The following is a 23,927-nucleotide window of genomic DNA, read 5'->3' as shown; positions in this document are numbered from 1 at the left end:
ATAACAAAAAGTTGCAACGGCGTAACTTAAGGTATCTATTGGAACTTTTTCTTAGAATAAGAATTTTTATGATGATGAATAATGAATATGAAAAGAAAGATTAGGTGAAGAAAATGGGACTATTTAGCTCATTATTTGGTAAAAAAGAAGAAAATAAGAATGTAGAGGGGAATAAAAAAATGTCAAAAGTATTATTTGTAAAAGCAAACGATCGTCCAGCGGAGCAAGCAGTTAGTTCAAAAATGTATGAAACATTTGTAAGTACTTATAAAGAAGCAAATCCAAATACAGAAATTACGGAATTAGATTTATTTGCATTAGATCTTCCTTATTACGGAAATATCGCGATTTCAGGTGGATATAAACGTAGCCAAGGTATGGAGTTAACAGCTGAAGAGGAGAAGGCAGTTGCTACAGTAGATCAATATTTAAATCAGTTTTTAGAAGCTGATAAGGTTGTATTTGCATTCCCATTATGGAACTTTACAGTACCAGCACCATTAATCACATATATTTCATACTTATCTCAAGCTGGAAAAACGTTTAAATATACAGCAAATGGCCCAGAAGGTTTAGTTGGTGGTAAGAAAGTAGTTGTGTTAGGTGCTCGTGGTTCAGATTACTCTTCAGAACAAATGGCTCCTATGGAAATGGCAGTTAATTACGTAACAACTGTACTTGGATTCTGGGGAATTACAAATCCAGAGACAGTTGTAATTGAAGGACACAATCAATATCCAGATCGTTCACAACAAATTGTTGAAGAAGGTCTAGAAAACGTTAAAAAAGTAGCAGCAAAATTTTAATTCATGATAGTAAATGGAAAAACCAACATGGATGACCATGTTGGTTTTTTAGTCTATTTTTCATGTTAAAAAATGTATATTTATAAAATAAAAGAAAAGTTCGAAAATAGTATTGCAAAATATTATATAGCAAACTATAATGAATTCAAGAATAGTTGATACTTAAATTAAATATTCAGAAAATTCAATTAGTTAAAATTGGAAAATGAGATAAGGAAACTTGAATGGGGGTTATATTATGGCGAATAAAGTACCGTTTTCGTTCATAGTAGTTATTGGATTAATGTTATTTGCACTATTTTTTGGAGCGGGAAATTTAATTTTTCCAGCGATGCTTGGTCAATCAGCTGGAGAGAATGTATGGATTGCTAACGCTGGATTTTTAGTAACTGGTGTTGGATTACCATTACTAGGTGTACTAGCATTTGGTTTTTCAGGTAAAGATGATTTGCAGTCATTAGCTAGTCGTGCTCACCCAGTGTTTGGGATTGTGTTTACAACAGTTTTATACTTAGCGATTGGTCCGTTATTTGCAATACCAAGAACAGGAAATGTTTCTTATGAAATTGGTCTTAAGCCGTTTATGCCAGAAGGAGTAGGTTCTACACCTTTAATTCTTTTCACAATTATATTCTTTAGTATCACTTGTTTTTTTTCGCTAAATCCCGCGAAAATTGTCGATATTGTTGGAAAAATCTTAACGCCAATTAAGTTGACTTTCATCGGTATTTTAGTAATCGTTGCTTTTATACATCCGATTGGAGATATGCAAGCACCAGTGGAAGCTTATACATCACATGCATTCTTTAAAGGATTCCAAGAAGGATACTTAACGATGGATACGCTAGCATCATTTGTATTCGGGATTATCATTATCAATGCTATTAAAGAAAAAGGTGCGAAAACGAAAACACAAATTATGGTCGTTTGTGCAAAAGCGACAATTATTGCAGCATCTATTTTAGCAATTATCTATACAGCACTTTCTTATATGGGTGCTTCAAGTGTTGCAAAGCTTGGACATTTAGAGAACGGCGGAGAAGTATTAGCGAAAGTTTCTAACTACTATTTCGGATCATATGGCGGAGTATTATTAGGATTAATGATTACAGTAGCTTGTTTAACAACTAGTGTGGGACTTGTATCAGCATGTTCTTCATTCTTCCATAAGTTATTCCCAAATGTTCCTTACAAAGCAATTGCAATTACGCTATGTGTATTTAGTGCAATTGTTGCAAACGTAGGATTAACACAATTGATCGCAGTTTCTGTTCCAGTATTAACAGCAATTTATCCACTAGCAATCGTATTGATTTTCTTAACATTCTTCCATTCATTATTTAAAGGAAGAGCTGAAGTTTATCAAGTAAGCTTAATCGTAACATTTATCATCAGCTTATTTGATGGATTAAGTGCAGCTGGAGTTAACATTGAAGTAGTAAGCCAAGTGTTCACTAAATTCCTTCCGATGCAGGAAGTAGGATTAGGCTGGATCTTCCCAGCGATTATCGGTGGATTTATCGGATATGGCATTAGCATTTTAAAAGTGAAAAACCAAGTTCAACCAGCAACTAGAGCGGATAAGAAAATAGGTTAAATAAAAAAAGTTATAGACTTGTTTCTATAGCTTTTTTTGTTACTATTAATAATGAGAAAAAATAAAGTAGTAGGGGAAATAAAATGAAAAAAACAATTGATCATATCGGAATCGCAGTTCGAGATATAGATAGTACGATACGTTTTTATGAAAATGTGTTACTAGGAACTTTAATAGATCGTTACGTAAGTGAAGCTCCTGGTGTGGAAAGTGAAGTAGCCATTCTTGAAGTGGCTGGAGATAGAATTGAATTACTTGCACCGACAAATAATACAACATCTCCAATTGCCCGTTTTATTAAACAAAAAGGTAAAGGTGTTCATCACGTTGCGTATCGTGTCGATGATTTAGATGTGGCTCTAGAAGAGTTAAAAGAACAAGGTATTCGGACATTAGAGCATACACTACGCATTAATAAGCACGGTAGAAGGTTAATTTATCTTAACCCAGCGGATACAGAAGGAACGATTATCGAGTATTGTGATTATCCGGAAGAGAAATAGAAGAGGGATATTTTTTTAAAGGTGTTACGTAATAACGTAATACCTTTTTATTTATGTATTTCACATTTTTTTCACAAATGATTCACGATAACTTTTCTTCTTTGATAACTTACATAAATATATTTTATGATATAATAACAATCGGCTTTAAAAATGTAAGTTGTATCTATCGTGATAGTTACTATTATATTAGAAGTTTAGAGGTGGAAGAGAAATAAGAGTTATACTTTATAGAAGTTTATATTTAATCAGGTTAATATTTCGCCCGAGAATCAAACTTCGGAAGTTAAAGTAATGAAAATAGAGCAATGAGGAAGAAAGAAGTGAAATGAGTGTGAAAGTAATGAGAAGATTAGGGACATGGCTATTACTTGTGTGTGTGCTTATCATATTGATACCGCAAAGTGCATCTGCTCATGCGTACGTTGTGAAATCAAACCCTACTGAAAATGAAACATTGAAGAAAGCACCATCTGTTGTAAAAATCGAATTCGATGAGGACATACAAGTTTCAAGTTTTAATACATTGTACGTGAGAGATACATCAGGTAAAAGGATCGATTTAAAAGATGCTCATATTGATAAAAAAAATAAAAAGCTATTAGAAGCTGGATTAAAAGACAATCTCAAAAATGGTCTTTACTCTATTCAGTGGAAAGTGATTTCAGCTGATGGACATCCAATTCAAGGAGTTATCCCGTTCCGGGTTGGATTAGCGGAAGCGGAAACAGACGATATACAAGTGGAAGAGATGGGCTACGTCCCACAAATCGATATGATTATGGAACGTGGAATTTTATATACAAGTTTCTCACTATTTATAGGAGTGCTATTCTTTAATCTTATTATGTATAAAGGCAATGCAACCTCGGTTCGATCAAGGAGTAAGAACATAATATGGATCTCTTTATTTGGGATATTGATTAGCTTGTTATTCAATCTACCACTGCAAGCGAAAATAAATGCTGATGTTTCATGGCTAGAAGCATTCAATCCTTTACTATTAAAAGAAACATTACAGCTTTCTGTTTTTGGTTATGTATGGATTACTCAAATGGTTCTCATTAGTACGCTTATAATTGTTACGTATTTTGCGGTGAAGCATGAGAAGTTTTCGTCGTTTAAAGTATGGAGTATTCCAATACTATTGTTTATAGGGCTACTTGTTATGAAGGCCTTTAATAGTCACGCATACGGTTTAAAGTTTAAAGACATTGCTGTCGTTATGGATTTTCTACATTTATTAGCAGCTTCATTATGGGTTGGTGGTTTATCATCTATTATTCTTCTTTTATGTAAAGAGGATAATAAGTGGCATATGTATTGGGATATGATTAAGCGTTTTTCACCGTGGGCAACAGGTGCTGTCATTGTGATTTTAATAACAGGCCTTTTTAATAGTACATTTTTTATTCCAACAATCCACTCGTTATTTGATACGAAGTATGGATTGGCTTTATTAGCAAAGATACTATTATTTATTTTCATGGGGATATTGGGAATTATTCATTATGTGAAAGGGAGAATAAGAGCGCAGCAAGGATTAGGAGCTACGGTGAAAGTAGAGTTTGTCATTGGAATTATCATTTTCGTAATCGTAGCTTTTATGACAAACGTACAAACACCACCGATGCCTCCTACTGGACCATTTACAGAGAGTAAGCAATTAGATAATGGATATGAACTTACGCTAAATGTAAGTCCGAATAAGGTAGGACAAAATAAATTCCATATTACACTAAAGGACGAAAAGGGACAGCCTGTTACTGATATGGAACAAATGATATTGACGACTCAATCATTAGATATGAACATGGGAAAAGGTTCATTTAAAGTTTCAGTAGTTTCACCAGGAGAATATGAAGCAGAAGGTATGTATATTAATATGACAGGAAACTGGAATATACATGTTCATGGATTAACAAAATCTCTTGATAGTTTCGATACAGATTTTAAATTTATTGTAGGTGGCAGATAAAATTTTACCAATCATGCTGCTAGCGAGTAGCAGGATAAACAGATGTTATAGATGAAAAGGAGTAAATAGAAAATGAAACGTATAAAAAAATTAGGAACAACAATGATCGCAACAATTATTGCAATGGGAATGTTTTCGTTACCTGTTAGTGCGCACGTCACTGTAAAACCAGCAACTTCTGACGTTGGTTCTTGGGAGACTTATACGATAAAAGTACCAGTTGAAAAAAATGTAGCAACGACAAAAGTTACACTGAAAATACCGTCTGGAGTAGAGTTCCAGCAGTATGAACCAGTGCCAGGATGGAAAGTTGAGGAGCAAAAAGATAATGCCGGAAAAGTTAAAACTGTAGTATGGGAAGCGACAGGAGAAGGAATTTTAACAGGTCAGTTCCAGCGATTTACTTTCGTCGCTAAAAATCCGGATAAAGAGCAAAAAATAGCTTGGGACGCATATCAACAATATAAAGATGGAGAAATTGTTGAATGGACAGGTGATGAAAAAGCTGAAAAACCGCATTCACTTACTACAATTGCAAAAGGTACGTCATTAACAGGAGAACATGGTGAAGTGTCTAGTGTAGAAAAAAATGAAGGTACTAGTAATATGCAATTGATAGCAATTGTCTTATCTATTTTTGCCATAGTATCGTCGGTAAGTGCGTGTGTTTTTGTAGTACGTCGTAAAAAGTAAGACGTAAGAAAGAGCCTACAACAGTAGGCTCTTTCTTACGTTTATTTCAATTCAACTTGCTGCCTTACAGCAAGTGTTTTCGGTTTTATATTTACAAAACAAATACTCACAACAATAAATAATAGTCCGATGAATAAGCTAATGGTAATAGCCTCATGTAAGAAAATTGAACTTACAATAATAGCTATTAGTGGAATGAGGAATGTATAAGCCCCAACTTTACTTGCTTCACCAGCTCCAACAAGTGTGAAGTATGCAAGCCACCCCATTGCAATAACAAAGAATGAAATAAAGAGAAGTACGCTAACAAATGGCATACTCCAAGCGATACTAGACCAGCTTTCAAACTCTGAACCAAATCCAATTAAGCAAAGGCCACCAATAATAAGCTGAAGTGTTACCATCCAAATGGCATTAACACGGTGACCAGTCTTCTTAATGAATACTGTGCCAAGTGCCCAGCCAATAGCGCATCCTAACGCGAGAAGGATTCCAATAACAGAAATATGTCCTGTTAAACTGCTTGAGCTAATAACGCCTACACCAATAAATCCGAGAACAAGCCCGAAAATTTTCAAGCCGTACATTGATTCTTCAAGCCATATCCACGAGAAAATACCGAGTAAAACTGGTTGTAGAAATACAATGGCGGAAAATAACCCAGCAGGCATATATTGAAGGCCGACAGTTTGTAATCCGTAAAATATAATGATGTTAAGTAAGGAAGAAATAACGTATAAATGCCACGTTTTTTTTAAATGTAACTCTTTGTATTTCGGTAATGCGAACAGAAGTAAAATGAATCCTCCAATTAAAGTTCGAACGCCTGCAAATAAAACAGGTGGTGTATAATGCAGGGCAAACTTTGATAAAGGCCAATTGATTCCCCACATGAAAACGAGAAAGGTAAGGATGATGGCCGTCTTAGTTCGAGAAAGCTGTGTCACTGAAAGACCTCCTTGTTGTTATTCATTTCACTATGATATGATATCGACTGTAATAAATAAAATGAATCTTTTTTATGAGGAGTATAAGTGATTAGTTATGACCATTACACAACTGCAAGTATTAATAAAAACTGTTGATTTAGGTAGTTTTACGAAGGCTGCCAGGGTGTTAAATATGACGCAGCCAGCTGTTAGTCATGCGATTTCAAGTATTGAGTCAGAGTTAGGAGTTACGATTCTTATACGTGATAAACGAAAAGGGCTACTCGTTACGGATGTAGGAAATAGGATTCTTGTACATATTAGAGAGATTTTGAACGGTGTAGCGAAGATTGAACAAGAAGTTGCGATGGAGAAAGGACACGAAGTTGGGACGATTCGAATTGGGAGTTTTCCGAGCGCTTCTGCACATTTCTTACCCAAAATGATAAACCTTTTTAAGGAAAAGTATCCGAACTTAGAAGTAGTTCTTTGTGAAGGGACGATTAAAGAAGTTGAAGATTGGTTAGTATCGAGGGTTATTGATATAGGGATTGTTATTTTGCCTAATAAAGATATGGAGATTGTTCCATTAACGAAGGGGAAAATGGTTGCTATCTTAAGAGAGGATCATCCTCTCTGTAAGAAGGACGCTCTTACAATTTGTGATTTAGAGAATGAACCGATCATATTATGTAAGGGTGGATACGAACCACCCATTATTGATATGTTTAAACAAGCAAACGTACCACTTCGGGCTGAATATGTAATTTCGACAGTTACTACAGCTTTAAATATGATTCAAGAAGGATTGGGCATTGCAATATTAGCTGAATTATCTTTAACGAATTTACCAAAAAATGTGCAAACGAGAGAATTGGAACCACAAGTATGGAGAGAAATTGCTTTAGCTGTTCCTTCATTAAAGGATTCTTCAATCGCTGTGCAGCTATTTATTGAAGAATTTCAATCGCTATTTGCAGAATAAAAAGAGGTGTCTCATATATCATAATGGGACACTTTTTAATTTACTTATAAAAAATCTATGAAAAGGATTGACTTATTTTTTAGTTGTAACTATAATGATTACATCGAGGTGGTGATTACGATGAAAATTAGTAGCCGCTTTTCCATAGCTGTTCATATTTTATCTATTTTGAAAAACAATCCATCTTCACTTTGTACTTCAGACTATATGGCTGAGAGTGTTAATACAAATCCAGTAGTCATTCGTAAAATCATGTCGTACTTGAAACAAGCTGGCTTTGTTTACGTAAATCGTGGACCCGGTGGCGCGGGATTACTAAAGGATTTATATGAAATCACATTGTTAGATGTGTATCATGCAGTGAACGTAGTCGAAGAAGACAAGCTATTTCATATTCACGAGAAACCGAATCCAGATTGTCCAATTGGTGCGAATATTCAAGCGGTGTTAGAAATTATTTTAATTCAAGCACAATCCGCGATGGAAGAAGTTTTGAGAAATATTACAATGGGGCAGTTGTTTGAAACTTTGCAAGAAAAAATGAATGCTTAAATCATATTTATATTTTTTTGTCATTAATGTAACCGATTTGATTACAACAATAAAGGTAAGGTGTAAAAGTTATGACTGTAAAAATGAAAGTATACTCAGATTTTATATGTCCGTTTTGTTTTTTAGCAAAAGGTCCATTAGATGAGGTAGCGAAAGAGAAAGATGTAGAGATTGAATGGATGCCATTTGAATTACGTCCAAGTCCATATTCAAAAATAGATCCATGGAATGAACCAGAAAAATTAGGTTCATGGGATGCTTTCATTCTTCCGACAGCGAAGAAGTTAGGAATTGATATGCGCTTGCCACGTGTTTCACCGCATCCATATACACATTTAGCTTTCGAAGGATGTCAATTTGCGAAAGAACGTGGACTAGGTAATGAGTATCATCACCGCGTATTCACAGCATTTTTCCAAGAAGAGCAAAACATTGAAGATATTGATGTGTTAACAAAATTAGCGGTAGAAGTAGGACTTCCTGAGGCGGAATTTAAAGATGCTTTAGTAACTCGTAAATATAAAGAAAAGCATCAAGAAGCAATTCAACACGCATATGATGAAGCGAATATTATGGCTGTTCCAACTGTCATGATTGGAGATGAAGTCATTCAAGGGCTTGCTAGTAAAGAAACACTAGAAAGGGTCATTGATAAAGAAATTGAAAAGGATAAAACAAATTCATTTGAAGGTATGCAATGTAATACCGATGGATATTGCTAATTCGCTTGTTATGAAATAACAAAATAAATTATAAAACAAACATTTGGAGGAATTAAAATGTCAGCAACTACAACAAACTTAAAAGAAGCAATCGTGAACCGCCGTTCAATTCGTAAAGTAGCAAAAAACGATGCAATTACGAAAGAAAGAATTGAAGAAGTGTTAAAAACAGCTTTACACGCACCAACATCTTTCAATATGCAAAGTGGTCGTATGGTTGTATTAATGGATGGAGAGCATGAAAAGTTTTGGGATATCGTTAAAGAAACACTAAGAGCCCGCGTACCAGCAGAAAACTTTGAAGCGACTGTAGAAAGACTAAAAGGCTTCCATGCAGGTGTAGGAACAGTTCTATTCTTTGAAGATCAAGCAACTGTAGAAAAAATGCAAGAAAATGCCCCATTATATAAAGATCAGTTCCCATTCTGGTCTCATCAAGGAAATGCGATGTTACAACATACTGTGTGGATGCTATTATCTTCTGAAGGAATTGGAGCGTCATTACAACATTACAACCCAATCGTAGATGCTGAAGTGAAAGAAACTTGGAACATTCCGGCAGAGTGGAGCTTAGTAGGTCAAATGCCATTTGGTGAACCAAACGAACAACCAGCAGAAAGAACGTTCTTACCTACTGAAGATGTAGTGAAATTTTATTAAGAAATACAATATGTAACGAGAAGGAAGCTGTGCTTAAAAACAGCTTCCTTTTTTGTAGTGGTGTTAATTTATGCGTATTTAGGGAAGAAATATAAGAAATAATACGGTGAGAAGGGAATTAGAAAAATGAATGATGAGAAAAAATATACAGTGGTAGGTACTGATGTTGAGGAAGTAAAGCGTTTAAATAAAAATTCAGGGTTAACCTATAACCAAGTGAAGGAATTGTTAGCGAAGCGAATGGAAAAAAAGCAATGATTTGATTGGAATAATTAATTGTATCATTTAGCATTTTGTCTAGAGAGAGTTAAGAAGATAACTCTCTTTTTTCAATCTGAAAATTTACTAGTGAGCAACTTGTAGATTGGAGAGAACAACATGAAAAAATGGAATAGCATTAAATGCTGTTACAGAGATTAATCCTAATGCGATGGAAGTGGCGCGAAAGTTAGACAAAGAGAGAGCGTTAAATAAGAAATCGAACTTATATAGTATTCCTGTAATCGTAATGGTAGGTTATGACGAAAAAGATACTATGACAGAAAAAACGAAAGATAAAGATAGAATTGATAAAGTAGTTTTTAGAAAAGTATTAGATGAAAAAATCCGACAATAAAAAAGAAAAAAGGATTCTTCCCAATTAGTAAGAAAGATTGTCTATAGGAGTTCATAAAATGTAATATATTCAATTTCCATCCATTGAAGGGGGAGGTTAATTCTTAATGAATGAAGTAAAGAGTTTTTTTCGAAGTAGAGGGTTTCAACGGTTTCTCGTTTTAATAATAGTAGCGCTTGTATTATACGCATTAAAAAGTATGATTAATTTAATATTAATTACGTTTATACTGACGTTTTTAATGGATCGATTTCAACGTTTTATTTCAAGAAAATTGAAAGTAAACCGGAAAATTGTTATTGCATGTTTATATATAATATTGGTTTCCTTTATAGGCACAACGTTATATAAATATTTACCTGTGCTGACGATACAAATTTCACAATTAATTTATCAGTTTAAACTATTTTTTCAAAATCCACCTGATAATGAAATCGTTAAATATGCACTTTCGACAATTAATGGGATGGAAGTATCAAAATATATAGAACAAGGTGTAGATGTCATCTATCAATCGATAGCAAATATAGGGAAGGTAAGTTTACAAATATTATTATCTCTAATTTTAAGCTTATTTTTCTTATTAGAAAAAGAGCGTATTATTACATTTACATCTAAGTTTAAAGATAGTAAGTTAAAAATCTTTTATGAGGAAATTGCATATTTTGGTGAAAGATTTGCAAGATCGTTCGGAAAAGTAATTGAGGCTCAGTTTTTAATTGCCGTTGTAAATTGTATTCTTACTGTCATTGCATTAATCGTTTTAGGATTTCCACAGCTACTTGTATTAGCTGTTATGATTTTCTTACTAGGGTTGATTCCTGTTGCAGGTGTGATTATTTCTTTGTTTCCACTTTGTATCATTGCTTACAACGTAGGCGGAGTTATGTACGTAGTATACATACTCGTATTCATAACAGTAATCCATGCTCTTGAAAGTTATTTTTTAAATCCGAAGTTTATGTCTGCAAAAACAAATTTACCAATATTCTACACATTTATGATTCTTATCTTCTCAGAGCATTTCCTCGGAATATGGGGGCTTATTATCGGGATACCAATCTTTATCTTTTTATTAGATGTACTTGATATAAATAATGAGGATGCGACTAAAAAATAAGAAATGATAGAAAATCACTAAAAAGTCATAGGAGATAATGAAAATAAAAAGCAATCCAAAATAAATTGGATTGCTTTTTATCTTAATTAAAGAACCGGAGCCATTGTTTCTTTCAATACTTGAACAGAGTGGTCGAATTTTAATTCTTCATCTTCACTTAATTCAACCTCTAAAATTTCACGAACACCGCCGCGATTTAAAACAGCAGGTACCCCGATATAAACATCTTTTTGACCGTATTGACCTTCTAAGTAAGCTGATACAGTTAATACACTATTTTCGTCGTTTAAAATTGCTTTTGTAACACGTAGAAGTGACATACCGATACCATAATAAGTTGCGCCTTTACGCTCAATAATATGGTAAGCTGCATCACGGACGTTTATGAAAATTTTGTCTAAATCTTCTTGATTATACGTGTTGTCTTTTTCAAGCAGTGTTTGTAGTTTTTGGATACCAACGGAAACATGGCTCCAAACTGGAAGTTCAGTATCGCCGTGTTCTCCGATAATATAAGCGTGAATGTTGTGTGGACCAATATCGAAGTACTCACCTAACATATAGCGGAAACGAGCAGAATCAAGCGTTGTACCAGAACCGATTACACGTTCTTTCGGTAAACCAGATTCTTTCCAAGTTACATAAGTTAAAATATCTACAGGGTTTGTTGCGATTAAGAAGATGCCATCAAATCCGCTATCCATAATACTGCGAACGATTTGTTTAAAGATTTTGGCGTTTTTCTCAACTAAATCTAAACGTGTTTCGCCTGGCTTTTGTGGTAATCCAGCTGTAATAACTACAAGGTCAGCATCTTTACAATCTTCGTAGCTGCCTTTCCATACTCTAGTTGGAGCTGGGGCGAATGGAACAGCATGACTTAAATCCATTGCTTCCCCTTCAGCTTTTGCTTCATTTACATCGACTAAAACAAATTCTTCAGCTACGGCTTGGTTAATCATGCAGTAAGCATAACTACATCCAACTGCTCCTGTTCCTACTAATACAACACGGTTAATACCTTTTTTCATTTCAAAATTCCTCGCAATTTCATTGGTTTTGTTATGTAAGATAATACGTCTTACTTCTATAGAGTCATATCTAGTTTATTACATTTTATAAAAGATATTCAAGTATTTGAAAATGTATCCGTGCAAATCTGCGAACAAAACATAGGAATTCAGTGAACCGAATATAATTCAGTAAAATCCTTTGTAAAAGGGGAAATGGTATGGGGAACCCATTAACAATGGAAGAAATGCTTCATATTATTCATGCAGGGCTTGTTAAAAAGAATAACCCAAAACGGATTACGATTGCAGGTGCAGGGATTTCTGGATTAGTTGCAGGTTCTTTATTAAAAGAGGCTGGGCACGAAGTAACGATTATAGAAGCAAATAACAGAATAGGTGGCAGAGTGTATACGATTCGGGAACCATTTAGTGTGGGTTTATATTTTAATGCGGGACCGATGAGAATCCCTGACACCCATAAGTTAACCTTAGCGTATATTCATAAATTTAAACTACCTTTAAACCTTTTTATAAATAAAACTTTTGCAGATATCATTTATACGAATAACATTCAAACGAGATTGAATGTGTTTGAAAATGATCCAAGTGTACTTGAATATCCGGTTTTGGATAAAGAAAGAGGAAAAACGGCAGAAGAGCTAATGATTGAGGTATTAGAACCAATACTAAATTATATTAAGAAGGATCCTGATAAAAACTGGCTTATCGTTGAAAAAAAGTATAAAACGTATTCGCTTGGTTCATTTTTAATGGAGTATTATTCAGATGGTGCAATAGATATGATTGGGGTACTTCTTGATATGGAAGCTTATATGGGAATGTCCTTAATTGAAGTATTACGTGAAATGATTTTCTTTACTTCAACAACGAAATATTATGAAATAACTGGTGGAATGGATAAGTTATCGAATGCATTCTTACCACAATTAAGGGAACATATTTTAATGCAGTATAAGGTTGATAAAATTATACAAGAAGATAATAAAGTAATGTTACAAGGAAATCATGAACAAACGTTAGAGCAATTTACAATAACAAGTGATTTTGCTATTATTACAATTCCATTTTCAGCGTTAAGATTTGTAGAAGTTCAGCCATACTATTTATTCTCTTATTTTAAAAAAAGAGCAATTCGTGAATTAAATTATATTGCTGCAACTAAAATTGCAATAGAGTTTAAAAGTAGATTTTGGGAGAAAGCGGGACAGTGTGGAGGTAAATCTATTACTGATTTACCGATACGGTTTACATACTATCCGAGTTATGGCATTCATACTCCAGGACCAGCTATCGTTATAGCAAGTTATACGTGGGCAGATGAGGCGTTAACATGGGATAGTCTCCCGCAAAGAGATCGTATTCGTTACGCATTAAAAAATTTAGCGGAAATATACGGTGACATCGTCTATAGTGAGTTTGTCACTGGAACATCTTTTAGCTGGAGTAAAAATCCGTATTCTTGCGGTGCATTTACAGCTTTCGAACCAGGCCAAGAGCTCGAGTTATTTCCGTATATTACACCACCATCTGGAAAAGTACATTTTGCAGGAGAGCATACGACATTAACACATGGATGGATGCAAGGGGCAATTGAGTCTGGAGTTAGAGTTGCATATGAAGTAAATGAACAGTGAATCTCTTATATTTACAAATGTTCACTCTTTTAATAAAATGATAAATATAAATCGTAATTATTACGCTTTGAATACATTTGAAGTAAAGAAATGGATGGTCGGTTGAATGAATAAAGTGGAGATTCATATATTAGGTGGTTTTTTAGGTAGTGGAAAATCAACATTATTACAAAATTTATTGTTAGCAGAGAAAAAGAAGAATAGAAAAGTTGCAGTATTAATGAATGAAATTGGTGAATACTCGGTAGATACAGATATTATTGGAAAAGAGAATGTTTTAAGAGAACTTCTTAAAGGATGTATTTGTTGTACATTAAAAGAAGAGCTTGAAATACAATTACATTCGTTATACCAACAAGAAAGACCAGATGTAATTTATATAGAAACGACAGGTGTTGCGCATCCAATTGAAGTGTTAGACGCGTGTGTCTCGCCAATTTTAGCTCCTTTTCTGGAAGTGAAATCAATTGTAGTCGTTTTAGATGCAGTAAGGTGGTTAAACCGAAGTATATTAAGTGCAAATGTACAACAGCTATTGCATGAGCAACTTAAATTTGGTAGTCACATTCTTGTTAATAAAGCAGATTTACTAACAGATGAAGATACGAACACAGTATTTGAAGAAGTAAAGGCAATAAATGATCATGCGAAAATGTATGAGACAAAGTATTGCAATATATCTTTAAAAGATATAGAGGAAGCAGAATTTCCAAATGATGAGGAACATGAGACACTACATGTCAAACAGCATTTACATATACAAACGATGACATATCAATTTACGAAACCGATTGATCAAGACAAATTATATGAATGGCTTTCGAATTTACCAGATAGTATTTATCGAGTGAAAGGTTTTGTGAAATTCCGTGGAGATAAATACCCTCACCTATTCCAATATTCGTTCGGAGTACCAACTTTATTAGAACAAGACTTCGGTTTCCCGACAAACTTAGTAGTAATAGGAGAAGGACTAGATAAGAAACAATTGGCTGAAGGGTTAGAGAAAGTAGAACTTAACTCTAATTAAGGTGAAAAGACTAACTTAAAAAATAAGTTAGTCTTTTTGTATGATCATTACTGAAATGAAACAGTATTTTCAATTGGATTACAGAATATATATTGATTGTATGTCCGTTTCCATTACATAGGAAGGTGATTATATATTTGTGCCGAATGTAGAGGGTACTACAAGAGTTTTCCATTATCTATCGAATTAGTTAGTCATGATTACGGACAGGGGATTTTGGCGTGTTTGATTCTATCAGAAAGTAAAGTATGGGGAGGATCACAATGTCGATGAAAAAACGTAAGTGGCTAAAGACAATGTTTACTGGTTGTGTTTTAGGTTCGTTATTAATAACGGCAGCTTGTTCAGGAAAGAAAACAAGTACAGAGGATGAAAAAACGATTAAGGTAGGAGTTCTTGCTTCTTTAACAGGACCGCTAGAATCGTATGGAAAACAAACAGTGAACGGATTTGAATTAGGGTTAGACTATGCAACTGGTGGAACTGGGAAAGTAGATGGGAAAAAGATTAAGTTTGTTGTAGAAGATACAGAAACGAAAGCTGATGTAGCAGTTAAAAAAGCTACGAAGTTATTAGAAGAAGAGAAAGTTGATTTTTTAGTTGGATCGTCTAGTTCAAGTGATACGTTAGCGGTTTTACCACTGGCCGGGGAATATGAAAAGATTATGGTTGTAGAACCGGCAGTTGCGGATAGTATTACCGGGAAGAACTGGAATAAATATATTTTTAGAACTGGAAGAAGTTCCTCACAAGATGCGATTGCAGGAGCAGCGGCAATTGCGAAAAAAGGTGTAAAGATTGCGACATTTGCCCCAGATAACGCTTTTGGTCGTGAAGGGATTGCTGCATTTAAAGCGGGTGCGAAAAAATTAGGTGCGAGCATTGTGAATGAGCAATACGCGGATACAAATTCAACAGATTTTACAGCGAATATTCAAAATATCATTAGTTCAAAACCAGATTATTTATTTATCGTTTGGGCAGGGGCAAATTCACCTTGGAAACAGTTGAAAGATATGAATGTGGAAGCGCAAGGTATTAAAATTTCTACAGGTGCGCCAGATATACCAGCATTAAAAACAATGGATGCATTAGTAGGTATGCAAGGTTTTTCTGTATATTATCACACACTTCCAAAAAATAAAGTGAATGATTGGCTAGTTGAAGAGCATAAAAAACGTTTTAATGGTGTAGTGCCAGATTTGTTTACAGCGGGAGGAATGTCAGCAGCAATTTCTATTGTAGAAGCCTTAAAGAAAACAAAAGGTGATACAGATGTAGATACCTTGATTAAGAAAATGGAAGGAATGGAATTTGATACACCGAAAGGAAAGATGAAGTTTAGAGAGAAGGACCACCAAGCGATGCAGACGCTGTATTCTATCACATTGAAAAAGCAAGATGGTGTTGATTATCCGGTGCCAGTGTTAGAGCGAGAATTAACGATGAAAGAAACAGAACCACCAGTTCAAAATAAATAGACTGAATTTTCTGTTGTTTTTGTATAAAGAGGGGGGACCCTCTTTATACATATTTCCTTCATACTCACGGCTTTAAAGGGAGGGATTTCGTGACACATTTGCTAGAGACGAAAAATCTTAGTGTATCTTTTGGTGAACATCAAGTTATTAAAGATGTAAATTTAACTGTCCAAAAAGGAAAGCTCATTTCTATTATCGGGCCAAATGGTGCGGGGAAGACAACATTATTTAATTTACTAAGTGGACAGATTTCACCTACAACAGGTGAAGTGTATTTTAAAGGGCAAGATATTACAAAACTATCGATTTCAGATCGAACACGCTTAGGAATCGGTCGCTCTTTTCAGCTTACAAACATATTCCCAGAATTAACGGTACTTGAAAATGTCCGTTTAAGTGTTCAATCATTCGTACAAGATTACTATAGTTTTTTCCCGAGTTCAGCAAAATTAAAGCAACAAGTTGGAGAGGCGAGACGTTTCTTAAAAACAGTATTACTTCACGAGAAAGAGAACGTATTAGCGAAAGATTTGGCACATGGAGAGAAAAGAAAGCTAGAACTTGCGATGTTATTGGCTTTAAAAACGGATGTGTTATTACTTGATGAGCCGACGGCAGGTATTTCGGTTGAGGAGGTCCCTGCTATATTACAAGTGATTGAAAATATTAAGAAACATCCAGAGAGCACAATTGTACTTATCGAACACAAAATGGATATGATACTAGGTTTGTCAGATCATCTTATCGTTTTATTTCATGGAGAGTTATTGGCTGAAGGATTGCCAGAAGAAATTATGAAAGATGAGCGTGTACAAAGTGCTTATTTAGGGGGATTATATAGTGGCACTATTACAAGTGAATAATATAGAAACGTATTTAGATCAGTTTCATATTTTGCAAGGAGTATCTCTTGCTGTTGAGAAAGGGACAATTACTGTACTGTTTGGTAGAAACGGGGCAGGGAAAACAACGACATTACGTTCAGTTATGGGGTTTCACCGCATTGCAGATGGTGAAATTTATTATGATAGTGCAAAAGTAAGTGGATTACCTACACATTTAATTTCAAGGAAAGGAATAGGGTATGTACCAGAAAATCAAGGTATTTTTCATGATTTGACAGTAGAAGAAACATTCGCTCTTGCTAGGGGAAAAGGTGTGGAAGTAGAAGGGAAAATAGAGTGGATGCTGGAACTATTTCCGGATTTAAAGCAGTTTTGGAATAAGAAAAGTGGGCTCTTGAGCGGAGGGCAAAAGCAAATGTTGGCTATTTCAAGAGCGTTTATTAATAGTGATGGATTATTACTTATTGATGAGCCGAGCAAAGGGCTATCCCCGATAATGGTGGAGAAATTAATGGTAGCTATTTTGAAGATGAAAGAGAAAACAACAGTTTTACTTGTTGAGCAAAATTTTATGATGGCTAGTCAAATTGGTGATTATTTTTACATTATGGATAACGGACGAATTGTTCATAACGGTTTTATGAATGAATTAAAAAAGGATAAGGAAATGTGTCATAAATATTTAGGAATCTCTTAACATGAATCCGAGGTGAAAAGGATGGATGTGTTAATCAATTTATTTGTAAATGGGATTTCAACAGGGATGCTCATTTTTTTGTTAGCATCAGGTCTTTCACTTATTTTCGGTCTAATGAGCGTTTTAAACTTTGCACACGGTGGTTTATTTGCATGGGGAGCATTTACAGGTGTTTGGTTATTTAATATGACAGGAAGTTATATATTAGCTTTAGTTGGAGCAGTAGCCATGGGAATGTTCCTAGGATTTATTTTAGAAAGGTTTCTTATTAGACCGGTATATGGAAATCATGTTCGACAGCTGCTCGTTACGCTTGGAGGAATGCTCGTTCTTAGTGAGTGTATTAAAATATTTTGGGGGCCAAACCCTATTAGTGCAAAATTACCGTTATGGTTACAAGGAAGTTTTACATTCGGAGGTATTATATTAATTAAATATCGTCTATTTGTTATTTTGATTGGGATAATTATTTACATCGCACTACTACTATTACTCAAAAAGACGAAGATAGGTCTTATGATCCGTGCAGGTGTAATGGATAAAGAAATGGTTCAAGCGCTTGGTATTAATGTAAAAGCGATATTTTCTTTCGTCTTTTTATTAGGAGCAGGGATGGCAGCTTTGGGAGGATTCTTATTAGCACCGTATTCAGGCGTTATTTTCGCCGAGATGGGCATGCAGTATGCAATTTTAGCTTTTATAGTAGTAATTATCGGTGGATTAGGAAGCGTACAAGGTTCAGCTATTGCTTCTTTAATTGTCGGATTAGCTGGTGCTTTTACAGCGTATTTTATACCAGATTTATCACTTGCAATTAATATGTTAATGTTACTATTTTTCTTAATAGTGAAGCCAACTGGACTTGTTGGTGAAAAGGGGTGAAATGGTGAACAACACATCGGACCGAATTAAAGTATACTTCGGAGTATGTATGCTCATTTGTTTAAGTGTATTTCCGTTCGTAAATGATTCACGGAGCCTGTTAATTTTGTTCACTCAAATCTTCATCTTTGCTATTTTTGCAATGAGTTTTGATGTATTGCTTGGGTATACAGGAATTGTATCGTTCGGTCATTGTATGTTCTTTGGGATAGGAGCATATGGGGTAGCGCTTTTATTTGATCGACAAGGCGTATCAATAACGAACTTTTTAATTGGAATAGTAGCTGCAATTATCGTTTCAGCAATCGTTAGTTATATAATTGGTTTGCTTTCTTTACGATTGAAAAGTCATTTTTATGCAATGTTAACACTTGCTATTTCACAGTTGTTTTTCGTCCTTGCTGAAAAATGGCGTGGGCTCACTCACGGAGGAGATGGTTTTACATTTGGGGTACCAGAAATATTCCGTGATCGTTTTACTTTTTATTATGTATCACTTGTATGTTTATGCTTCATTTTTATTCTATTACGTCTTTTTACAAAGTCTTCTATTGGGAAAGTATTAAAGGCAATTTCACAAAATGAACAACGTGTTGAAGCACTTGGATATAAAGTCCTCCATTATAAAATAATCGCAAGTGTAGTGGCAGGAATAGTAGCTGCAATTAGCGGTGGTTTATTTGTTATTACATTACGCTTTGTCAATACGACTGTATTTTCAATTGAAATGACACTAAATGCACTCTTGATGACAATGATTGGAGGAGTCGGAACATTAATTGGAGCTATTGCTGGATCTGGGATTATTGAATCCCTAAAATATTATTTATCAGAACTAGCGACGGAATATCCGATTTTTGAAAGATGGACGATTATTCTAGGTTTATTGTATATTATCGTGCTACTCGTTTTTCCGAAAGGATTGGTTGGGACGGTTAAGGGACTGAAGAATATGAAACGGAATAAGAAGGAGAAAAGTGCAGAAGTGGAGCAAAATGTGTGAAAAATCAATTGTATAGAATATGAAAATCCCTCTTTTAGATTCATAAAGGAGGGATTTTTTTATTAACCAAATAGTTCATCAGGGATTTGTTTGAAAGAGTTTTGATTTGCAAAAAAATGAACAGCTAATTTCTCAACTGGAACATCTTCAATTGGTACCAATTTATCATTTTTAATCGGCAAAAAGGCTATCCCTTTTCCGTCCTGAATAAACTCTTCCATAAGCGAATAAGAATCTAATTGTTGAAGTTGACGCTGAGATAAATTATTTTCTTTTAGAAATTGTATCGTCTTATTCCTAAAAGGGCACTTTTTGTCATTGCTAACGAAGAAAATTTCTTTTGAATAATCAATGGTACATTTTTCTTTCGCTTTTAATAAGCCTACAGAAATTGAGGTTGTGAACACTTTTTTAAACGATGCGTCAGGATAATCCTCATAAGTTATGACCATATCAACTTTTTGTTGCTGAAGTAATTTTTGCAAATGACTACTACTTTCTACATATATTTGATAATTTCTGAAGTTTTCTTCAATACGCTTACTTAAATAATTTGTCAAAATAGATTGTGACGTCGCTATTATATAAGAAGAACCACTCGTTTTAATTTCATCTTTTACTTCTTCTAATAGAGTTAATATTTTATTCGTGTAATCTAATAAAATGTCACCAGAAGGTAATAAGGAAACGCCTTTGTTATCTCTATGTAGTAAAGGCGTTTCTAATTCTTGTTCTAATTTTTTGATTCGCTCAGTTACGTTCGGTTGAACATAACCTAACTCTTTAGCAGCTTTACTAATAGAACCCTCACTGGCTACAGTTTTGAATATAATAAGATCATTTATTTCCATATATCTCAGCCCCTTATGCACTATCATTATAAATGATACCAAACATAATTTATACCTATTTTACGTTAGCTACTTATCGATTTATCATAATGTATATAAGATTGAAAGCGAGTGATAAACATGATTGGAATGCAATATAAGGTCATTTTGCCAAAGGATTATGACATGGAAATTATTAGGAAAAGGGTAAAGGATAATGGTTATAAAACTGATGGTTTCCAAGCACTAAATTTTAAAGCTTATTTAATTACGGAAACGGAGAAAGACGGGAATTTTTATAACTGCTATGCACCTTTATATATTTGGAATGGTCATGAAGGGATGAATAAATTTATCTTTGAAGGGTATTACGATAACATTTTACAATCTTTTGGATGGCAACAAATACATATAGGTGTTCCATTAGTGGTTAATCTAAGTGATGGATTTAAGAAAAGTAGATATGTTGTTGAATATGCAGGAAGTATTTCTCAAAGTAAAACACTGATTGGGACTCAATTAAGCACTATGAATGAAGATGTACAAAACAACGAAAAGTGTTTAGGGAATGTAATCGTTTATAATCCGGATAAATGGGGGTATAGTAGGTTTAATTTTTATGAGGAGAAGCCTGAAATTGCAGTGAATAAAGGTGTTACAGTATATGAGATTTTACACATTTCACGATGAAATTTTGTTGCATATTAAAAATAAGAAAAGGAATGAAAGTCTATGCCTTTTGTGAAGATTTATTATCCTGAAAACATATTAAATGAAGAAGAGTTGGAAAAAATGGGTGAATGTATCCATCTTTCATTAATTGAACATTTTAACATCCCTGAAAATGATTATTTTCAAATGTTCTTACCTTACCAAGAAAACAAATTTTTATATAATCCATATTATTTGTTGGAAAGAGGAGAAAAGAGAACAGAGAATATGATTTATGTTTCTATTACATGTGGACCGGGAAGAACAGTGCAACAGAAAAAAGATTTGTATCAATCGGTATCCTTAAAAATTACGGAATATTCCGATGTTAAAACTTCGGATATTTTTATTACATTAAATGAGACAGCTGCTGAAAACTGGTCATTTGGTCAAGGAATAGCACAAATGGTGAAAATAAAGGGAGAAAAAAATGAACTTATTGAAGTACATATTAAAAAGAAAATGAGAGAAATGTCACCTGCATTTGCTCATTATAGTGAAAAGATATTATTTGAGGAAGTGTGGCGGGATGCCACTTTAACATTAAGAGAAAGAAGCTTGTGTACTGTGTCAGCACTAATCAGTCTCGGTAATACAGAACAATTACAATTTCATCTGAAGCTAGCTAAACAAAATGGGGTTATGGAGAATGAATTGGTTGCATTAATAACACATATGGCTTTTTACGTTGGTTGGCCAAAAGCTATGGCAGCTTTAAATATAGTAATGAATGAAAGGCAAAGTTAAGAATAATGATAAGTAAGAATTCATGTTTATATGAATTCTTACTTATCATTATTTATGCAATACTCTATCGATATATTTATTACATTTTTTCTTGCTTTTTTATCACTTGCGTAGTAAAGTGATAGTAAGATGAACGCTAGGAAGTGACAAAACATGCGTGATAATACGATAGGATCATTAATATGGTTACGTTTAATACGATTTACGAACCAAAGTAATCAAATGTCAAATGAGTTTTTAAAACGTTTTGATTTAACGACAGCTCAATTTGATGTGCTTTTGCAAATACGTACGTATCAGCCACTAACACAAATGGAGTTAGCTGAAAAGGTAACTGTTACACAAGGTGGTATTTCTCGAATGTTAACTCGTCTTGAGAAAGAAGGATATATTGTACGAAAACAAGATTGGAAAACGAAAACAATTAGTCTTACAGAGCAAGGGGAATCGGCCTTAGAGAAAGCATTGCCAGAGCAACTTGCATTTCAATCTTCGTTTTTTGATGATGTATTAAATGAAGAAGAGCAGAAAATATTATACGAGCTAATGACGAAAGTTCATAAGCATAGTGAAAAAAAAGAATTACCGCAAGAGTAATTTTTTTTACACTATCAATTGACTAATCAAGTGAAGGCGTAGGTAATACGGAGATATACCTGACTTACCAACGTTTTTAGAAAAAAACTAATACTACTTTATTAAAGGGGAGAGTAACTATGGAAAAATACCGTATAGATATAAGAAAAGGAATTGAGTTTGGATTATATTCAATTGGTGATCATGTTTTAAATCCACATAATGGGGAGAAAATTACGCCAGAGAAAAGAATTCACGAACTAATTGAAACAGCTAAGTTAGCAGATGAGGCAGGGCTTGATGTGTTTGCTGTCGGTGAAAGTCATCAAACGCATTTTACAACACAAGCTCATACAGTTATTTTAGGAGCTATTGCACAAGCTACGAAAAATATAAAAATTGCAAGTTCAGCAACGATATTAAGTACATCTGACCCAGTTCGAGTATATGAGGATTTCGCTACAATTGACTTGATTTCTAATGGACGTGCAGAAATTGTGGCTGGTCGTGGATCTCGTATTGGGGGATATAGTTTACTTGGTTATAACGTGAATGATTATGAAGAATTATTCGAAGAGAAGATGGATCTTTTATTAAAAATTAATAACGAGGAACATGTCACATGGAATGGACAGTTCAGAGCACCGCTCGCACATGCATCGGTTATTCCGAGAGCGAAAAATAATAACTTACCAATTTGGCGTGCGGTTGGAGGTCCACCAGCTAGTGCAATTAAAGCAGGACGCGCGGGTGTACCAATGATGATAACAACACTTGGTGGTCCAGCAATTAACTTTAAAGTGTCAGTAGATGCTTACCGCGAGGCGGCTGTACAAAGTGGATTTGATTCAGCTAGTTTACCAGTTGCGACAACGAGTTTATTTTATACGGCAAAAAATTCACAAGATGCACTTAGTGAATATTACCCTCACATTAATGCTGGTATGCTTACACTGCGCGGTGGTGGGTATCCGAAACAGCAATTTACAAATGCAATAGATTACCGTGATGCTTTAATGGTTGGTAGCCCACAACAAATCATTGAGAAAATGCTGTACCAATATGAATTATTTGGCCAACAACGCTTTATGGCACAAATTGATTTTGGCGGTGTACCATTTGATAAAATTGAGAAAAATATTGAATTAATTGCTACTGAAATTTTACCAGCCGTTAGAAAACATACAGCAAAATAAATAAAAAAACTGAGAGTCTAATCGACTTTCAGTTTTTTTTATTTGTTCTGGAAAAATGACAAAAAAATGAACTTTTAGTCGAGGAAGAGGGAAGTTATTT

At 34.3% G+C, this 23,927-nt stretch carries 25 protein-coding genes and 2 pseudogenes; 24 read left to right on the top strand and 3 right to left on the bottom strand.

Features of this window, described 5'->3' with window-relative positions; all coding sequences use genetic code 11:
- The first annotated feature begins 113 nt into the window (after nucleotides 1-113).
- The 5 genes from B9A45_RS20345 to B9A45_RS20325 all read left to right on the top strand — a co-directional run bounded on the left by B9A45_RS20345 (nucleotide 114) and on the right by B9A45_RS20325 (nucleotide 5,577).
- Nucleotides 114-806 (top strand): FMN-dependent NADH-azoreductase, encoded by a 693-nt coding sequence (locus B9A45_RS20345; protein WP_000522502.1) that lies wholly within the window; start codon nucleotides 114-116, stop codon nucleotides 804-806.
- 238 nt (nucleotides 807-1,044) lie between these two features.
- On the top strand, nucleotides 1,045-2,403 hold the full coding sequence (brnQ, locus tag B9A45_RS20340) for a branched-chain amino acid transport system II carrier protein (RefSeq protein WP_001284783.1): 1,359 nt from the start codon (nucleotides 1,045-1,047) through the stop codon (nucleotides 2,401-2,403).
- A gap of 83 nt (nucleotides 2,404-2,486) precedes the next feature.
- Nucleotides 2,487-2,906, top strand: coding sequence for a VOC family protein (locus B9A45_RS20335; protein ID WP_000750846.1), 420 nt, complete (start codon nucleotides 2,487-2,489; stop codon nucleotides 2,904-2,906).
- A 328-nt stretch (nucleotides 2,907-3,234) separates the two neighbouring features.
- Nucleotides 3,235-4,884: a copper resistance CopC/CopD family protein gene (locus B9A45_RS20330; protein WP_000114333.1), complete on the top strand. Its 1,650-nt coding sequence runs from the start codon at nucleotides 3,235-3,237 to the stop codon at nucleotides 4,882-4,884.
- A 72-nt stretch (nucleotides 4,885-4,956) separates the two neighbouring features.
- On the top strand, nucleotides 4,957-5,577 hold the full coding sequence (locus tag B9A45_RS20325; protein ID WP_000821399.1) for a YcnI family copper-binding membrane protein: 621 nt from the start codon (nucleotides 4,957-4,959) through the stop codon (nucleotides 5,575-5,577).
- Nucleotides 5,578-5,618: 41 nt separating this feature from the next.
- On the opposite strand, the gene B9A45_RS20320 is transcribed toward B9A45_RS20325, so the two are convergent.
- Nucleotides 5,619-6,524 carry a DMT family transporter gene (locus B9A45_RS20320; protein WP_000192820.1) on the bottom strand — a complete coding sequence of 302 codons (906 nt, stop codon included), beginning with the start codon at nucleotides 6,522-6,524 and terminating at the stop codon, nucleotides 5,619-5,621.
- A 97-nt stretch (nucleotides 6,525-6,621) separates the two neighbouring features.
- On the opposite strand from B9A45_RS20320, the gene B9A45_RS20315 reads away from it, so the two are divergent.
- The 7 genes and pseudogenes from B9A45_RS20315 to B9A45_RS20285 all read left to right on the top strand — a co-directional run bounded on the left by B9A45_RS20315 (nucleotide 6,622) and on the right by B9A45_RS20285 (nucleotide 11,161).
- The gene (locus B9A45_RS20315; protein ID WP_000156749.1) at nucleotides 6,622-7,491 is read left to right on the top strand and encodes a LysR family transcriptional regulator; all 870 of its coding nucleotides are present in this window, start codon (nucleotides 6,622-6,624) and stop codon (nucleotides 7,489-7,491) included.
- Between the two features lie 120 nt (nucleotides 7,492-7,611).
- A complete protein-coding gene (locus B9A45_RS20310) occupies nucleotides 7,612-8,043 on the top strand; it encodes an Rrf2 family transcriptional regulator (protein ID WP_000704082.1) in 432 nt (143 codons plus the stop codon).
- A gap of 71 nt (nucleotides 8,044-8,114) precedes the next feature.
- Complete coding sequence (locus B9A45_RS20305; RefSeq protein ID WP_000216673.1) at nucleotides 8,115-8,765, top strand: DsbA family oxidoreductase; 651 nt, start codon at nucleotides 8,115-8,117, stop codon at nucleotides 8,763-8,765.
- Nucleotides 8,766-8,822: 57 nt separating this feature from the next.
- Nucleotides 8,823-9,425 carry a nitroreductase family protein gene (locus B9A45_RS20300; RefSeq protein WP_001277012.1) on the top strand — a complete coding sequence of 201 codons (603 nt, stop codon included), beginning with the start codon at nucleotides 8,823-8,825 and terminating at the stop codon, nucleotides 9,423-9,425.
- Between the two features lie 126 nt (nucleotides 9,426-9,551).
- The gene (locus B9A45_RS32850) at nucleotides 9,552-9,683 is read left to right on the top strand and encodes a hypothetical protein (protein ID WP_000997343.1); all 132 of its coding nucleotides are present in this window, start codon (nucleotides 9,552-9,554) and stop codon (nucleotides 9,681-9,683) included.
- A gap of 124 nt (nucleotides 9,684-9,807) precedes the next feature.
- Nucleotides 9,808-9,933: pseudogene (locus B9A45_RS32845) on the top strand (glutamyl-tRNA amidotransferase); the annotation flags it as partial.
- A 214-nt stretch (nucleotides 9,934-10,147) separates the two neighbouring features.
- Nucleotides 10,148-11,161, top strand: coding sequence for an AI-2E family transporter (locus tag B9A45_RS20285; protein ID WP_001006597.1), 1,014 nt, complete (start codon nucleotides 10,148-10,150; stop codon nucleotides 11,159-11,161).
- An 86-nt stretch (nucleotides 11,162-11,247) separates the two neighbouring features.
- Here B9A45_RS20285 and B9A45_RS20280 read toward each other — a convergent pair whose 3' ends face one another.
- Nucleotides 11,248-12,192 (bottom strand): L-lactate dehydrogenase, encoded by a 945-nt coding sequence (locus tag B9A45_RS20280; RefSeq protein WP_000715321.1) that lies wholly within the window; start codon nucleotides 12,190-12,192, stop codon nucleotides 11,248-11,250.
- A gap of 200 nt (nucleotides 12,193-12,392) precedes the next feature.
- Between B9A45_RS20280 and B9A45_RS20275 the strand changes: the two genes are divergently transcribed.
- The 7 genes from B9A45_RS20275 (at nucleotide 12,393) to B9A45_RS20240 (ending at nucleotide 19,767) form a co-directional block, all read left to right on the top strand.
- Entirely contained in the window at nucleotides 12,393-13,829 is a 1,437-nt protein-coding gene (locus B9A45_RS20275; protein WP_000528025.1) for a flavin monoamine oxidase family protein, read from the top strand.
- A gap of 106 nt (nucleotides 13,830-13,935) precedes the next feature.
- Nucleotides 13,936-14,859 (top strand): CobW family GTP-binding protein, encoded by a 924-nt coding sequence (locus B9A45_RS20265; protein WP_084064680.1) that lies wholly within the window; start codon nucleotides 13,936-13,938, stop codon nucleotides 14,857-14,859.
- A gap of 263 nt (nucleotides 14,860-15,122) precedes the next feature.
- Nucleotides 15,123-16,340 (top strand): substrate-binding domain-containing protein, encoded by a 1,218-nt coding sequence (locus tag B9A45_RS20260; RefSeq protein ID WP_000062005.1) that lies wholly within the window; start codon nucleotides 15,123-15,125, stop codon nucleotides 16,338-16,340.
- 89 nt (nucleotides 16,341-16,429) lie between these two features.
- Nucleotides 16,430-17,203, top strand: a complete 774-nt coding sequence (locus B9A45_RS20255) for an ABC transporter ATP-binding protein (protein ID WP_000149338.1) — start codon at nucleotides 16,430-16,432, stop codon at nucleotides 17,201-17,203.
- Nucleotides 17,181-17,882: an ABC transporter ATP-binding protein gene (locus B9A45_RS20250; protein ID WP_001196697.1), complete on the top strand. Its 702-nt coding sequence runs from the start codon at nucleotides 17,181-17,183 to the stop codon at nucleotides 17,880-17,882. Before B9A45_RS20255 ends, B9A45_RS20250 begins: the two co-directional genes overlap by 23 nt.
- A gap of 21 nt (nucleotides 17,883-17,903) precedes the next feature.
- A complete protein-coding gene (locus B9A45_RS20245) occupies nucleotides 17,904-18,764 on the top strand; it encodes a branched-chain amino acid ABC transporter permease (protein WP_000382787.1) in 861 nt (286 codons plus the stop codon).
- 49 nt (nucleotides 18,765-18,813) lie between these two features.
- Nucleotides 18,814-19,767 (top strand): branched-chain amino acid ABC transporter permease, encoded by a 954-nt coding sequence (locus tag B9A45_RS20240; RefSeq protein ID WP_002102967.1) that lies wholly within the window; start codon nucleotides 18,814-18,816, stop codon nucleotides 19,765-19,767.
- Nucleotides 19,768-19,829: 62 nt separating this feature from the next.
- Here B9A45_RS20240 and B9A45_RS20235 read toward each other — a convergent pair whose 3' ends face one another.
- Nucleotides 19,830-20,618, bottom strand: a complete 789-nt coding sequence (locus tag B9A45_RS20235) for a LysR family transcriptional regulator (RefSeq protein ID WP_000405000.1) — start codon at nucleotides 20,616-20,618, stop codon at nucleotides 19,830-19,832.
- Nucleotides 20,619-20,738: 120 nt separating this feature from the next.
- On the opposite strand from B9A45_RS20235, the gene B9A45_RS20230 reads away from it, so the two are divergent.
- The 5 genes and pseudogenes from B9A45_RS20230 to B9A45_RS20215 all read left to right on the top strand — a co-directional run bounded on the left by B9A45_RS20230 (nucleotide 20,739) and on the right by B9A45_RS20215 (nucleotide 23,827).
- Nucleotides 20,739-21,287, top strand: coding sequence for a DUF4865 family protein (locus tag B9A45_RS20230; RefSeq protein ID WP_000579915.1), 549 nt, complete (start codon nucleotides 20,739-20,741; stop codon nucleotides 21,285-21,287).
- Nucleotides 21,288-21,329: 42 nt separating this feature from the next.
- Nucleotides 21,330-21,743: pseudogene (locus tag B9A45_RS32840) on the top strand (tautomerase family protein); the annotation flags it as partial.
- A gap of 27 nt (nucleotides 21,744-21,770) precedes the next feature.
- On the top strand, nucleotides 21,771-22,055 hold the full coding sequence (locus B9A45_RS32835; RefSeq protein WP_223272771.1) for a carboxymuconolactone decarboxylase family protein: 285 nt from the start codon (nucleotides 21,771-21,773) through the stop codon (nucleotides 22,053-22,055).
- A gap of 153 nt (nucleotides 22,056-22,208) precedes the next feature.
- Nucleotides 22,209-22,652, top strand: a complete 444-nt coding sequence (locus tag B9A45_RS20220; protein WP_001205528.1) for a MarR family winged helix-turn-helix transcriptional regulator — start codon at nucleotides 22,209-22,211, stop codon at nucleotides 22,650-22,652.
- Nucleotides 22,653-22,771: 119 nt separating this feature from the next.
- Nucleotides 22,772-23,827, top strand: a complete 1,056-nt coding sequence (locus tag B9A45_RS20215) for an LLM class flavin-dependent oxidoreductase (RefSeq protein WP_000417540.1) — start codon at nucleotides 22,772-22,774, stop codon at nucleotides 23,825-23,827.
- The last annotated feature ends 100 nt before the right edge of the window (nucleotides 23,828-23,927 follow it).

The sequence above is a fragment of the Bacillus sp. JKS001846 genome, from assembly GCF_900176455.1.
Classification (GTDB): domain Bacteria; phylum Bacillota; class Bacilli; order Bacillales; family Bacillaceae_G; genus Bacillus_A; species Bacillus_A cereus.
This window is presented reverse-complemented; position numbering and strand designations above follow the sequence as displayed.

Bases quoted from the DNA above. Each gene is read 5' to 3' on its own strand.
- B9A45_RS20345 (WP_000522502.1), top strand. From the start codon at position 114: ATGGGACTATTTAGCTCATTATTTGGTAAAAAAGAAGAAAATAAGAAT.
- brnQ (WP_001284783.1), top strand. From the start codon at position 1,045: ATGGCGAATAAAGTACCGTTTTCGTTCATAGTAGTTATTGGATTAATG.
- B9A45_RS20335 (WP_000750846.1), top strand. From the start codon at position 2,487: ATGAAAAAAACAATTGATCATATCGGAATCGCAGTTCGAGATATAGAT.
- B9A45_RS20330 (WP_000114333.1), top strand. From the start codon at position 3,235: ATGAGTGTGAAAGTAATGAGAAGATTAGGGACATGGCTATTACTTGTG.
- B9A45_RS20325 (WP_000821399.1), top strand. From the start codon at position 4,957: ATGAAACGTATAAAAAAATTAGGAACAACAATGATCGCAACAATTATT.
- B9A45_RS20315 (WP_000156749.1), top strand. From the start codon at position 6,622: ATGACCATTACACAACTGCAAGTATTAATAAAAACTGTTGATTTAGGT.
- B9A45_RS20310 (WP_000704082.1), top strand. From the start codon at position 7,612: ATGAAAATTAGTAGCCGCTTTTCCATAGCTGTTCATATTTTATCTATT.
- B9A45_RS20305 (WP_000216673.1), top strand. From the start codon at position 8,115: ATGACTGTAAAAATGAAAGTATACTCAGATTTTATATGTCCGTTTTGT.
- B9A45_RS20300 (WP_001277012.1), top strand. From the start codon at position 8,823: ATGTCAGCAACTACAACAAACTTAAAAGAAGCAATCGTGAACCGCCGT.
- B9A45_RS32850 (WP_000997343.1), top strand. From the start codon at position 9,552: ATGAATGATGAGAAAAAATATACAGTGGTAGGTACTGATGTTGAGGAA.
- B9A45_RS20285 (WP_001006597.1), top strand. From the start codon at position 10,148: ATGAATGAAGTAAAGAGTTTTTTTCGAAGTAGAGGGTTTCAACGGTTT.
- B9A45_RS20280 (WP_000715321.1), bottom strand. From the start codon at position 12,192: ATGAAAAAAGGTATTAACCGTGTTGTATTAGTAGGAACAGGAGCAGTT.
- B9A45_RS20275 (WP_000528025.1), top strand. From the start codon at position 12,393: ATGGGGAACCCATTAACAATGGAAGAAATGCTTCATATTATTCATGCA.
- B9A45_RS20265 (WP_084064680.1), top strand. From the start codon at position 13,936: ATGAATAAAGTGGAGATTCATATATTAGGTGGTTTTTTAGGTAGTGGA.
- B9A45_RS20260 (WP_000062005.1), top strand. From the start codon at position 15,123: ATGTCGATGAAAAAACGTAAGTGGCTAAAGACAATGTTTACTGGTTGT.
- B9A45_RS20245 (WP_000382787.1), top strand. From the start codon at position 17,904: ATGGATGTGTTAATCAATTTATTTGTAAATGGGATTTCAACAGGGATG.
- B9A45_RS20240 (WP_002102967.1), top strand. From the start codon at position 18,814: ATGCTCATTTGTTTAAGTGTATTTCCGTTCGTAAATGATTCACGGAGC.
- B9A45_RS20235 (WP_000405000.1), bottom strand. From the start codon at position 20,618: ATGGAAATAAATGATCTTATTATATTCAAAACTGTAGCCAGTGAGGGT.
- B9A45_RS20230 (WP_000579915.1), top strand. From the start codon at position 20,739: ATGATTGGAATGCAATATAAGGTCATTTTGCCAAAGGATTATGACATG.
- B9A45_RS32835 (WP_223272771.1), top strand. From the start codon at position 21,771: ATGAGAGAAATGTCACCTGCATTTGCTCATTATAGTGAAAAGATATTA.
- B9A45_RS20220 (WP_001205528.1), top strand. From the start codon at position 22,209: ATGCGTGATAATACGATAGGATCATTAATATGGTTACGTTTAATACGA.
- B9A45_RS20215 (WP_000417540.1), top strand. From the start codon at position 22,772: ATGGAAAAATACCGTATAGATATAAGAAAAGGAATTGAGTTTGGATTA.